The 12,438-nt window shown below is 37.5% G+C and carries 13 protein-coding genes; 10 read left to right on the top strand and 3 right to left on the bottom strand.

The features are described 5' to 3' along the window. The first annotated feature begins 209 nt into the window (after positions 1 to 209). Together glpE and glpG are read left to right on the top strand one after the other, a co-directional pair. Complete coding sequence (gene glpE / locus H4J57_RS03920) at positions 210 to 539, top strand: thiosulfate sulfurtransferase GlpE (protein WP_083277969.1); 330 nt, start codon at positions 210 to 212, stop codon at positions 537 to 539. Between the two features lie 13 nt (positions 540 to 552). Further along, complete coding sequence (gene glpG, locus H4J57_RS03925) at positions 553 to 1,425, top strand: rhomboid family intramembrane serine protease GlpG (protein WP_182215345.1); 873 nt, start codon at positions 553 to 555, stop codon at positions 1,423 to 1,425. Positions 1,426 to 1,754: 329 nt separating this feature from the next. On the opposite strand, the gene H4J57_RS03930 is transcribed toward glpG, so the two are convergent. Beyond that, on the bottom strand, positions 1,755 to 2,147 hold the full coding sequence (locus H4J57_RS03930) for a flagellar basal body-associated protein FliL (protein WP_182215347.1): 393 nt from the start codon (positions 2,145 to 2,147) through the stop codon (positions 1,755 to 1,757). A gap of 308 nt (positions 2,148 to 2,455) precedes the next feature. On the opposite strand from H4J57_RS03930, the gene H4J57_RS03935 reads away from it, so the two are divergent. Next, a complete protein-coding gene (locus tag H4J57_RS03935) occupies positions 2,456 to 3,028 on the top strand; it encodes a chorismate lyase (RefSeq protein WP_182242019.1) in 573 nt (190 codons plus the stop codon). Positions 3,029 to 3,065: 37 nt separating this feature from the next. Further along, complete coding sequence (gene ubiA / locus H4J57_RS03940) at positions 3,066 to 3,929, top strand: 4-hydroxybenzoate octaprenyltransferase (RefSeq protein WP_182242020.1); 864 nt, start codon at positions 3,066 to 3,068, stop codon at positions 3,927 to 3,929. A 104-nt stretch (positions 3,930 to 4,033) separates the two neighbouring features. Here the strand turns inward: ubiA and plsB are convergent, their stop codons facing one another. Then, positions 4,034 to 6,475, bottom strand: a complete 2,442-nt coding sequence (gene plsB / locus H4J57_RS03945) for a glycerol-3-phosphate 1-O-acyltransferase PlsB (protein ID WP_182242021.1) — start codon at positions 6,473 to 6,475, stop codon at positions 4,034 to 4,036. A gap of 138 nt (positions 6,476 to 6,613) precedes the next feature. Here plsB and H4J57_RS03950 point away from each other — a divergent pair, with 138 nt between their 5' ends. The 3 genes from H4J57_RS03950 (at position 6,614) to H4J57_RS03960 (ending at position 8,684) form a co-directional block, all read left to right on the top strand. Further along, positions 6,614 to 7,087, top strand: coding sequence for an NYN domain-containing protein (locus H4J57_RS03950; RefSeq protein ID WP_182242116.1), 474 nt, complete (start codon positions 6,614 to 6,616; stop codon positions 7,085 to 7,087). Positions 7,088 to 7,261: 174 nt separating this feature from the next. Further along, positions 7,262 to 8,269: a WD40 repeat domain-containing protein gene (locus H4J57_RS03955; RefSeq protein ID WP_182242022.1), complete on the top strand. Its 1,008-nt coding sequence runs from the start codon at positions 7,262 to 7,264 to the stop codon at positions 8,267 to 8,269. Positions 8,270 to 8,300: 31 nt separating this feature from the next. Continuing rightward, positions 8,301 to 8,684: a hypothetical protein gene (locus H4J57_RS03960; protein WP_182242023.1), complete on the top strand. Its 384-nt coding sequence runs from the start codon at positions 8,301 to 8,303 to the stop codon at positions 8,682 to 8,684. A gap of 35 nt (positions 8,685 to 8,719) precedes the next feature. Here the strand turns inward: H4J57_RS03960 and H4J57_RS03965 are convergent, their stop codons facing one another. Continuing rightward, positions 8,720 to 10,162, bottom strand: a complete 1,443-nt coding sequence (locus tag H4J57_RS03965; protein ID WP_182242024.1) for a response regulator — start codon at positions 10,160 to 10,162, stop codon at positions 8,720 to 8,722. A 286-nt stretch (positions 10,163 to 10,448) separates the two neighbouring features. On the opposite strand from H4J57_RS03965, the gene H4J57_RS03970 reads away from it, so the two are divergent. The 3 genes from H4J57_RS03970 to H4J57_RS03980 are packed head-to-tail and all read left to right on the top strand — an operon-like array spanning position 10,449 to position 12,367. Continuing rightward, the gene (locus tag H4J57_RS03970) at positions 10,449 to 11,057 is read left to right on the top strand and encodes an energy transducer TonB (RefSeq protein WP_182242025.1); all 609 of its coding nucleotides are present in this window, start codon (positions 10,449 to 10,451) and stop codon (positions 11,055 to 11,057) included. Positions 11,058 to 11,066: 9 nt separating this feature from the next. Beyond that, positions 11,067 to 11,663: a sigma-70 family RNA polymerase sigma factor gene (locus tag H4J57_RS03975; protein WP_182242026.1), complete on the top strand. Its 597-nt coding sequence runs from the start codon at positions 11,067 to 11,069 to the stop codon at positions 11,661 to 11,663. Then, a complete protein-coding gene (locus tag H4J57_RS03980; protein ID WP_182242027.1) occupies positions 11,660 to 12,367 on the top strand; it encodes an energy transducer TonB in 708 nt (235 codons plus the stop codon). The genes H4J57_RS03975 and H4J57_RS03980 overlap by 4 nt, the downstream gene beginning before the upstream one ends. The last annotated feature ends 71 nt before the right edge of the window (positions 12,368 to 12,438 follow it).

A 12,438-nucleotide genomic window follows, 5' to 3' on the forward strand; every position in this document is an offset into this window, starting at 1 on the left:
TTTCCTGTATTAAATTGTTGTTAGCGATAAAGCTATTAATTGTCTATGTTACCGATAAGTGCACATGCTTTAAATGGTAAACAACAAAGAATATATTTGTTGTCTTATCGCTATTACCAATCAATATGTATTTTGCTGAGTTTTGAATGGTAACGTCTAGATGTAAAATTATGCTACATTAACGGCGTAAATTTTTAGGGAAATAAAAAATGACTGAACAAACCAATTTCAAACATATGCAACTGGCCACCTTACACGAGAGTTTAACTGATAAAACTCATGTCATTGTTGATATTCGTGACGCGGCTTCTTTTCAAGCAAATCATATTCCTGGTGCTATTCATTTGAGTAATGAAAACTTTGCCGACTTCATTCGTGAAGCCGACTTAGATGCCCCCGTTGTTGTTTGCTGTTATCACGGTATTTCTAGCCAACAAGCTGCACAGTTTCTTATTAGCCAAGACTTCAGTGATGTTTATTCACTCGATGGCGGCTTTACTGATTGGCAATTACGTTTTCCACAAGATATAGAACACTAAATAGTTGAGCATAATGTCGGAATATAATTCAGCAAATGAGCTAAGTCCCTTAGTACAAGTTAAACAACATAACATTGCCTTGTTGTTTGCGAATTATTTAACCAGTTTAGATATCGATGCTAAAGTGCAAAAGGATGACAGCGACTATGTTATTTATTGTGCAAGCCATAAAATAGCTCAAGCAAAAGAAATTTTTGCTGAATTTATTGCCGACCCTTACCAAGAAAAATATCAACAAGCTGCATGGCAAAGTGGACAAGTTTCACAAGTTCAAGACAACTCTCCGTCATTAATAACAAGCTTTAAACAGCAGTTTTTGGCTCATGCCGGTGTGGTAACCTTAACTGTTTTTGCTTTGTGCTGGTTAGTTTTTATCGCGAGCTTGTTGGGTTTCGCTCGACCTACTTTTGAATTATTACATTTCTATCCTAAGTTAACGATGGAGGCCTTTTTTGATTCTCCATTACGTCTTTTAGGGCCCGCCCTGTTTCATTTTTCATGGTTACATATTGTCTTTAATACTATGTGGTGGTGGCAATTAGGTGGCAGTGTTGAACGTACTTTAGGGAAGGGGGCGTTAATTAATTTATTTTTGATCACCGCACTGCTCTCTAATCTCGGGCAGTTTATGGTTTCAGGTCCTAACTTTGGCGGCCTGTCTGGTGTGGTTTATGGCTTAGTGGGTTATGTTTGGTGGTATGGCTGGCTAGCACCTGAAAAAGGTTTAATGATCTCTAAGCCCATTATTGGCTTTTTACTGTTTTGGCTTTTACTGGGCTATGCCGATGTTTTACCGGTTAATATGGCAAATACAGCGCACTTATTAGGATTAGTAAGTGGCTGTTTGTTAGCAGCAGTCAACGTGTTATTGATGAAAAGGCATTAGTTCTGTATTAACAGGGCTAGACTAATGTTTTGCCGGTTAATATGATGGCAAATACTGGGCGCTCATTCGGATTAGGCTTAGTCAGCGGCTGTTTGTTAGCGGCAGTCAAGGTGTTATTGATGAAAAGGCATTAGTTCTGTATTAACAGGGCTAGACTAATGTTTTGCCGGTTAATATGATGGCAAATACTGCGCGCTCATTTGGATTAGGATTAGTCAGCGGTTGTTTGTTAGCGGCAGTCAAGGTGTTGTTGATGAAAAGGCATTAGGTCTTTATTAAAAAACCGTAGGTTGAGTTTTACCGACCTACGGGGATCTTTTAATATACTGTTAGTTGTCTAGCCACTGGGTAAATAATAATTTTTTAATTAGCGGCTGACCTGTTTCTTGTGTCAAAAGACTCTTCACTTTTTCTTCACATAAACGCTGGATTTCGTGGCGACCATTAATCGATTTTACTTTTGCTTCAGGTTGCTGACCAATAATAGCAATAATAGCATCGCGCAATAACGGTGCATGATGCTCAACCGTTTCATAATTTGCCGAATCTTCAATCATCAATTCAACGGTGAGACGAACATAGCCTAGTTTCTTTTTTACCGCTACATAGTTAGTGATAATAGCGGGTTCAAAACCAAAGTAAGCATAGTCCGCCGCTTTTACTGAAGATAAAGGAAAAGAGAACGACAATAATGTCGCTAATATTAATAAGGTATTTTTCATTTTGCCGCTCTATTTAACTGGAGAATTGAAAAGACTATCGACTATATTACAATGAATCATTAGCTTTTATTAGCAAATTTGTTCGCTTTATTTATTTTTATAACGCTAAGCGCTAAAACCCCCTCAAGGATAACCCGTTTAATAGGCTAACTTATTTCGTGTGGCCTATTGATGCGAGCTCTTCTACCTTTGAAATCACCACTTGAATTTGGTCGGCAACGAGCACCAAATTACAAGCGGCATAAATTAAACAATACTGATATGATATGCAGGTTATTGTCTAATAAAATAGTTATTAATTTGTTGTTATGACCCAGTCGCATCCATTATTTCCCATTACTATCGATACAGCATGGCAGTCTCCTTTAGGAGTATCGCTTAATGAAACGCTATTAAGTTGGTTACTCGACCCAAGCTCGTTGACTGCTCGATTAAGTCAATGTTGCCAACATTTTCGTGTTGAAGTATTAGGGCAAAAAATTCAGCCTTGCACAAGAGAAGAAGCAACGGCAGACATTAATGTAGGTGAGCAAGTGTTAGTGCGTGAGGTGATATTATATTGTGACAATGTGCCACAAGTCTTTGCCCGCAGCTTACTGCCTTTAAAAAGCTTAACCGGTGAAGAGCAGCAGTTAGCACACTTAGGTAACCAATCGTTAGGACAGGTGCTGTTTAGCAAAAAAGAGTTAACCCGTAAATGCATTGAGATCTCGTCTTTTTCTCCAACCACTACCGTATCAGCACTAGCCCGACATCTTAAATTACCGGTTAAAACTGAGCTCTGGGGACGGCGTTCAACGTTTATGCTGCATGATAAACCTTTATTAGTTGCTGAAATATTTTTACCAAATGCCTTTGCTTATCAAACTAATCAATTATGAGATATAGAAAAAAAATAAAAAATCTTCAGGATAATATATGACAAATTCTATTGCAGATAAGTGGCAAGGCATTGTAACAATTACTCGCGCCGACAAGCCGATCGGTACCTACTTGCTATTATGGCCAACATATTGGGCGTTATGGATAGCGGGCGATGGTTTTCCACCCTTACATTGGCTAGCTGTATTTACCTTAGGTGTTTTTGTTATGCGCAGCGCAGGTTGTGTTATTAATGACTGGGCAGATCGTAAAGTAGACGGACAAGTAAAGCGAACCCAGCATAGGCCATTAGTTACCGGTATTTTAACGCCAAACGATGCATTATCGTTATTTGGTTTGTTGATTGGCATTGCGCTCGGCTTAGTTTTAACCTTAAGTTGGTTCACCATTCAATTGTCAGTGGTTGCGGTGTTACTGGCAGCAAGTTACCCTTTTATGAAACGCTATACCCAGTTACCCCAAGTGGTATTAGGTGCAGCGTTTAGCTGGGGGATGATTATGGCGTTTGCCGAAGGTATGGGTGAAATCCCCACAGTTGCTTGGCTACTTTTTAGCGCTAACTTATTATGGACGGTAGCTTACGATACTATGTATGCGATGGTTGACTGCGACGACGATTTAAAAATTGGTATAAAATCAACGGCCATTCTATTTGGTCGCCATGACAAACGTATTATTCTATTTCTTCAACTGGCTACACTAGCTTTGTTAATGAGCGTGGGTGAAATGCTCGCTTTTGGTTGGCCTTATCAACTGAGTCTTGTTATTGCGGCCGGATTTTTTTGTTACCAACAAATTTTAATTGTCGATAGAGAGCGTGATAAATGCTTTCAAGCTTTTTTGAATAATCATTTTGTAGGTTTAGTGATTTTTATTGGCATATCAATAGAGTACCTCTAGTTACTACGGGTCCGTATAATCATGAGTTCCAACATTATGCTTGTGGTGCGTCATCCTGATAATCGTTCAGGATGACGATGTAGCCCGCTTTATTCGTGCAAGAGTTAACGAATAATACTCTGTAAAACTTCAATATCTATCAGTTGAGTGACCGACGACTTCAATAACCCTAAAGTACTGCTGTCAACGAGCTGGTCGTTTTCATCTTTATTAATATAGCCTTGCTCAATCATGGCTTTAATTAAAATTCCCTGGGCTTTTTTATCAATAAACTCAGGAGCATTAATGTCATTTAATACCGATAAGCGCTTAGCAATAGCAACAACTTTGTCTTCAAGGTCATTTTTACTAATAGGTGATAAACGATGTGTTAATGAACAGATAATGGTAAGACGTTGCATGGTTTCATTAATGCATTCGCCGATTAAACGAATATTAGTGGTCAGTTCAACGTCATTCACTACGCTTAAAAAACCACTTTTACTTTTTCGAATAAGACCTTCGGCCATTAAAAATTTTACTATTTGCTCTGTTTGTTCCACGACATCATTTTCGCTTTGCCATAAAAACAAATCAATTTTTACTAAACTGATGATCCGTTGCACTTGCTCTAATAAAGTGTTGATATCTATTTTGCTATGGCGTTCCAATACTCGGCAAATGAGCGCAGGTAATATATAGCTATGTAAAATATTATTACGGTAATAACGCATTTCTAAAATGGCGGTTTCAGATAATGAAATAATGTCGCCATAACTGTCTTGATTAACCGTGACTTTATTAAGAGAGATAACCTCTTCAAGTAGTTGCTGGCCATCTTCACAGGGGATGGTCAATTGCTGACTATAAGGCGCATTGCGCTGTAAGTTTAAAAATAAATCAAGCTGGCTAATTAATTCTGTTTTAGCGAGTGCTTTATTATTACAAGCATGCAAAATAAGTGCGACTAAAGCGGTACCGTTTATGGCGGCGCTTTGATTGATATGTGTCATTACTTGATCAGCCAGAATATTAACACTTGGTGTCAACCATGTTGGCTTTTGTGGATCAATAGGGTCGATATCGTCTTTCCAGTTAGGAACCTGTTTATTTAAGAACTGGTTAATATTGATAGGTTCACCAAAATTCACGTAACCTTTTCCATAATTTCTTAAATTTTTAATCGCTTTAATCACACCAAAGATAGATTCATTTTTCTTCTGGCTACCACTTAATTCTTTATGATAGGTGCCGACTTCCATGACATGCTCGTAACCTAAATAAACTGGCACTAAGGTTAATGGACGATCAATGCCACGAAGCAAGCTTTGTATCGTCATGGCAAGCATACCCGTTTTAGGGGGTAGTAAACGGCCAGTTCTACTGCGACCGCCTTCAGAATAATATTTTACCGAGTAGCCACGTTCAAATAATAAGCCTAAATACTCGCGAAAGATGGTGGAATATAAGCGGTTGCCTTTAAAGCTACGACGAATAAAAAACGCCCCGGCTTTGCGGAAGATAGGGCCTGCTGGCCAAAAATTTAAATTAATACCGGCGGCTATTCTAGGAGTCACTAAGCCTTCTTGGAAAATGACATAGGTAAGTAGTAAATAATCCATGTGGCTTCGGTGACAAGGCACATAAATAATTTCATGGCCTTCTTGAGCGAGATCGCGCAGCACTTTTGCATTATTGATGTTTATACCGCTGTATAAGCGACTCCACAGCCAAGTTAAAATACGCGCGCCTAAGCGAACCATAGAGTCACGGTAATCACCGGCAATTTCATCCATGATGGCGAGGGCTTGTTTTTTCACTTGCTCTTCACTAATTGCTTTGCTTTTGGCTTCGTCGCTGATTAAGCGTTTTATCGATGGATTAGCAAGCAGTGTCGCAAACATTTGTTGACGGTGCATTAACCTTGGGCCCGTTACTGCAATCGTTTGGCGGTAAAAGTGAAAACGAGCAATACGCATTAATTTTTGTGCACTTGCTTGCGTAGTACCATGCCTGTCTGCCATAAGACGAAAAGAAATCGCTTCACTAAATCGGACAATAGAATTACGCCCTAAAAATAATACAATGAAAAACTTACGTAACCACGAAGGTGATTCTTGATCCGCTAAAACAGTACCTATATTGGCATTATTATGTTCTTTGGTTGGTGTTCTGCCCCAAATAACATGAGCAGGTATGAGCTGAGCATCTAATTTTTCGTCGATGCTGTGCTGCTTTAATAATTCGAAGCCTTGGGTAATCGCTTCGGTATGACCTGCTTTTCGCCAACGAAAAAGCGGTGTAGGTTTTTCTAAGCACAATAAACGTGAAAAACTTTGCCCATTAACAGTTACCAGGCTTAGTGGATCGGGTAATTTTAAAGTTTTACAGGCCTTTCGTAGGGCAAGTAGATCACTGGCAGATTGATGACGAATAACATAAAACTGTGGCTGTTCAAGTTTTACTTCTTCTGACTCTAAATAGTTGTCAGGAACAATTTTACTGCGAACAAGCAATTTTATCGGGAAACGTAATAAGAAATAGAATAATGAACGTATGGCTGACATCGAATTTTCTCTGAATTATTATACTTTTAGACATGTTTTTAATAGTAGCTTTATTGTAGCATGTTGCCTATGGTTTTTGGTAATGGTGGCCATCACCAACATTCTTCCTTTATCATCGAGTAATAAATGACAAGCCAACTGAACAAAATAGCTATATTTGTAGATGTACAAAATATTTACTATACCACCCGTGATAGCTTTCAAAGGCAGTTTAACTACCGAAAGTTTTGGCAACAAATTAGTGAGCAAGGCGATATTGTTATCGCCAATGCCTATGCCATTCAACGCAGTGACGATGCTCAACATAAATTTCAAAAAGCGTTAAAACATATTGGATTTGAGGTAAAGCTTAAGCCGTTTATTCAACGTCGAGATGGCTCTGCCAAAGGTGACTGGGACGTCGGTATTACCATTGATGTCATGGAAAGTGCCGGCGATGTTGATACAGTTATATTATTATCTGGCGATGGCGACTTTGATTTACTACTTCGCAAAGTTAAAGAGCGTTATGGAGTAACTACACATGTTTATGGTGTATCAGCTTTAACCGCTAACTCATTAATTAACGCGGCGGATGATTATTTTCCGATTGATGACGGGTTACTAATGTAACTTTGCTTGTCGAAATAACAGTCAGCCTGTGGTCGCCAATGATTAATGGCCATATCTTAATGATTGCTAATGTTGCCATATACCCTTGATCGCCAGTGAACAAAAATCATCCGCTTTTTATTAAATATGTGCGATAGTAGCTGTATCATACAGATGAAATAAAATGATTAGGCAATGAAAATTTTGATATTACTGATGCTTTCTTTACTTGCATCAGCCTGTAGTCAACAAGACGTCTATAATTCTGCAGCGGTTAGCAAACGCAGTTACAGTAAATCAGCGATAGCAACCACAGCACTTTCAGATGATGGTAAGTTAACGGCGGTTATTAATGGTAATGGCGTCTGTCTTTGGCAAAACAATCAGCAATCAATATTACCTAAATGCCTTCCAGCGGATCATGCACAACATATTGAAATCGCTTATATCAGTAATAACAATCAGTTCTTATATCTTTCTAATCGTGTGTCTGTAAAGCAATATACTCTTGATAATCTTGATAATCTTGAAATAGTCGGTGAGTGGCAAGTCGCAGATAATATAATTAATGATATGTCAGTATCTAAAAATGGTCAGTTACTGTTATTAGGATTTCGTAGCGGTAAAGCCAGTATTATTGATACCAAAGCGAATAAGGTCACTACTTTTCAAAAACATCGTTTAGATATAAACGCGGTGAGTCTGTCTGAAAACGGTCAAATTGCTTTTACCGGCTCAAGCGATAAAGTGGCCCAGTTATGGAATACTTCAACGGGTAAAACCCTGTTTGAATTTAGTCATGCCAGTCGAGTTAATCATGTTGATATCAGTAGCGACGGTTTGGTTGGCTTTAGCATTGACGCGGTTAAAGAACGCAAATTTTGGAACCTACAAACAGGCCAGCTCATTGCTGAATTAGATACTTATTTAAAATTTATGGAAGTGAATGACTCTGTTTTTTCTGCCGACAAACAACTATTTTTAACTGGCTCACCCAGGCAAGTATTACAGTTATGGCGAGTGGCTGATGGCGCATTACTTGCCCAGTGGCAATCAGTCATGGAAAATGGCCGAGCATCGGTATTAAGTGTCGCAATGAATGATGGCGATAGCGAAACTATCAAAGATGCTAAAACGATCAAGTTTATTAATGCCAGTAATAGTGATGGCATTTTAGAGCTGTGGCATTTTCCTGTTTATTAATTTTATAACCTTTTAGGTTAGAGGTACTACTTTGTTTAAGCCAATTCCAACAACATCTTTTGATCTGTTACCACTGCCTATTATGGTTGTTGAGCTTAATAAAGAAGCGCTAAATCATACTATTGTTTATTTAAATCAAGAGTTTATTAATATTGTTGGTTGGGATTTAACCGATATACCGGATAAAAATCACTGGTGGCAAAAAGCCTATCCAGATCCCCATTATCAGAAGGTCGTTGAAAGCTTATGGGAACTGAGTATGGAATCAATAGATGCTGAAAAAGATAGCTTTGTTACGGTGACAGTGAATATTCAGACCAAGGCCCATGGCGTTAAGCGATTTAAAGTTTATACCGAATTGAAAAGCGCGCTAACGGACGGTTATTATGTGGTCGCATTTGAAGAAATTAATTAATCACTAGCCAGAAGATTAACGAATAAAGCCATAAGCTAATGATATATTTCACCTAAATAAAATGTCTTTTTGGGAATTTTAAAAAAATGTACGTCGCCACTATTTTCATGATGAACCCCTATAGAACCATCGTATTCATTGATAATTTTTTGGCAAAGTAATTGATTTAAAATAGGGGTTTGGAATATATCTTCAGGAGACTTTTCTATTCCTGCAGATGACAGCGGATTGGCTTTATCTAAAGGTGAGGCGTCTTCTACTTCAAAAACAATATCCTCATTTTTTGTGTAAAGTCGAATTTTAAGCTCACCACCGTTTTGTGACCGCATCACGGCATCATGAGTCAATTGATTGATAACTTGACCAATCTTCTCTGGAACACATAAGTTTTTAATATCGTCATCAAACGATTTTTTGACGATAATATTACGTAATTTATCTCTGCTTGATTCGAGGTATAGTTGTGTTGCTATCATTGATTGCAACGAAGATGACTTTAAAGCAGAGCTTTGCATATAGTTAGAAATGGCAAAATAATTTAAAAAACTGTCAAAAGTACGGGTTAATTTTTCTTTGGATAACTGGCTAAGTTCTTTAAAATTTTGGTATTGTGCCTTACTGACTTTTCCCTCTAATAAACAATCGTTCACCGTTGTTAACACGTAAATAGGATCAGAAATTTCCTTAGTCATATTATTAATGATTTTTTTATAGTCGTTGAGAGTACATTGATCTTTATTCATTTTATGCGCATTAAAGATCAGTCTTCTAAGCGTTAAGATAAAGAGTTCATTATCGATTGGCTTAATAAAAACATTATCAGCACCATTGGCTAAAAATTTAATCGCACCATTTCTATTACCGGTTAAGCCAATAAAAATAAAAGTTCGATCCACAAAAGTTTCCTTTATTTCTTGCATTAATTCACAGCCATTTTTAGTGGGCATTTCATAATCAAGAATCAGAATATTAATTGTGGGTGTTAATCTTAAACGCTCTATTACTTGCTCGCTATTGAGCTCAGTGTCGTTATGAATAAACTCACTACTCAAAATATTGGCAACAATACGGCTATCAACTCTTGAGTCATCCACAACCAGTGCGTGTTGAAAACGATAAATATCGTGTTGTCTAATAAAACCGTAAATAAGAGAGCTTAATTCGCTATCATTTTCATTGACCACCATATCAATGTAATGTTCTTTAGCGGTTCTTTCCATTTCAAAATTAAGAAAACGGGTTATCAATAAAGTGGGTACATTTTGTTTTAATTTAAGTCTGCTAATACTTTCTTCATCAATTTTTTCAATATAAAGAATGAGATAATCAGTGTGTGTTATAGCAACTTTTAGAGGTTGGGTTAGGTCATCAGCTATGAATGATTCGACATGTCCTAAATTTTCGCCCTGTAATACGGGAAGCAAACTTTTAGAGACCTGATCGGGTAGGTTTACTAGGAAAATATTTGAATTCATCATAACTGCTCCTTGTCTTAAATAAAGCGCTTTGGTAGATAAAAGAACAATAAGCGCTCATTAACTATACTCTTTATTTCTATTTTGAACAGTAGCTAATGTCATATTTATGGAACCAACCAACCTCATTTTACAATATAGTTAATGATGAGTAATCACCAGGTTATTTATAAATATCCCTTTAGTTAAAAATAATTTAACCCCTTTTACTTTTTCCAAACGTTTTACCTGTATAAGTCGCAATTTAGCGCTTATATCTGTTTTTTGTTTGTTAAATAAAGGAATTACTATGGCTAAATTATTATCTTATATCAGCTTGGCAGTTATTATTACTTTTAGTTTATTTGCTTTTATGGCCTATTTAATCAGTAGCGACAGTGTAAATATTACCAAGCCATTAACCGATGTTATTGTTGAAGTGGCACAATTACCTGAAGATTCAAAAGTTATTCAAATCGATAAGGTAAAGCTTGAACCACCAGCACCACCAGAGCCTATGCCAAGAAATGTTGTGACGATTGATGTTGCAAGTGACACGCACAATTTATCCTACCAATCAGCTCCAATCTCAATGACGGGAGGTAGTACTGGCTTTAAGCAATACCAAGGTATGAATAATAATGAGGCTCGCCCCATCGTGCGTGTTAATCCTAAATACCCAATAGAAGCCATGAGAAAAGGAACTGAAGGCTGGGTGCAATTAGCTTTTGATATTAATGAAGTCGGTAAAGTTGTTAATATCTCAGTGATTGACGCTCAGCCAAAACGTATTTTTGATAAAGCGGCTAGACATGCTTTAAGAAAATGGAAATATCAGGCAAAATCGGTTGATGGAGCTGCGGTCTATCAAAAAGGTCGTACCGTACAATTAGATTTTTCTATGGACCAACAAAGTTAGGATGCGCCTTTGAAGTTACCTTCTATGGTTAAGGGTTGGTTTAATCCAACTATCAGCCCTGAAATATTAATAATGCGTTATATTGCCACCAGCAAAGATAAATATTTCACTTTGCTGGTGAAGCAATTTAATCAGCCAATTTATCATTATCTATTGAGCCAGTCTGATAAAGAGACTGCTGAAGATATTATTCAGTCGATGTGGTTAAAGGTGATGAACATTAAAGCGAGCCATCCAGCACACAGTAATGTTAAAAGCTGGTTGTTCACCATTGCTAGAAATACCTTAATTGATGAATTAAGAAGGCAAAACCGTTGGCAAACACAATCCCTTGATGAGCAGGGTGCGGCCACAGATATACAACTATTGTCGCAGACCAATAATAACTCACTGGAGCAACAATTTGAGTATATTGATAGATTAGCCCTTTTTAATCGAGCAATTACCTTATTGCCTTTTTACCAGCGAGAGGCTTTTATTTTTCAACAAGAAGGCTTTTCACTTGAACAAATTGCCGAATTAACCGGTGAAAGCTTTGAAACGATTAAAAGCCGTTTACGTTATGCCAGAACTTATATTAAAAATTTATTGGAAGATAAATCATGAAACACCCATCCTGTGATGAAGAAATCGCCTCACTTTATCAACAAAGAAAGCAACAAGTCATCGCACCAGAAATTCACTTGTCAGCTTTGCAAAAAAGTAAAAAATCGCGATATACCCTAATGCAGTTATTGAGCCTATTATTTTTAGGAGCTGTGGCTTCATTTAGTATTTTAGCCGTGATAAGTCATTTTTCTAAGCAAGCGAACCTCCAAACAGCGCCAAAATCGCCAATAGAGCTGAGTGTCGTTGAATATCAAGAAATAACCCCAGAAGATGAATTTATTGCGGTTGTTATACCGCCATTAGCACCCAAACAACCCTATGTTGTTCCTGCTCAATCTGAGAATGAAGTTGCTCTTGGAGCTAATAATCGACCGGAGACGTTAATTGTTTCACTGCCTATTGATGTTGTCACTGTTTCAGTGACCGCCGATATTAAACCACCCACGTTATCTTTGGTGCCACTCTATCAAGAGCAACCAAAATATTCGGTTGACGCAATTAGAGCCCAACAATCAGGTACCGTAAAGCTGGCTTATAGTATTTCGCCACAAGGTGAAGTTTTAAATATTAGCACTGTCGAGTCGAGTGTTAATCGCGAGCTTAATATCTCTGCTAGAAAAGCGTTATCAAAATGGCGTTATCGTCGAGGAATATACAGTGAAGAGGGCTATGAAATTATTTTTGATTTCACGCTGAAATAAATAAATAATTTATTTAAATTAATTTGAACTTATCAGGCAATAGGGGCTCTTATTATACGAGAGTTTATTTC

It is taken from the genome of Colwellia sp. BRX8-7 (genome assembly GCF_014077275.1).
Classification (GTDB): Bacteria; Pseudomonadota; Gammaproteobacteria; order Enterobacterales; family Alteromonadaceae; genus Colwellia_A.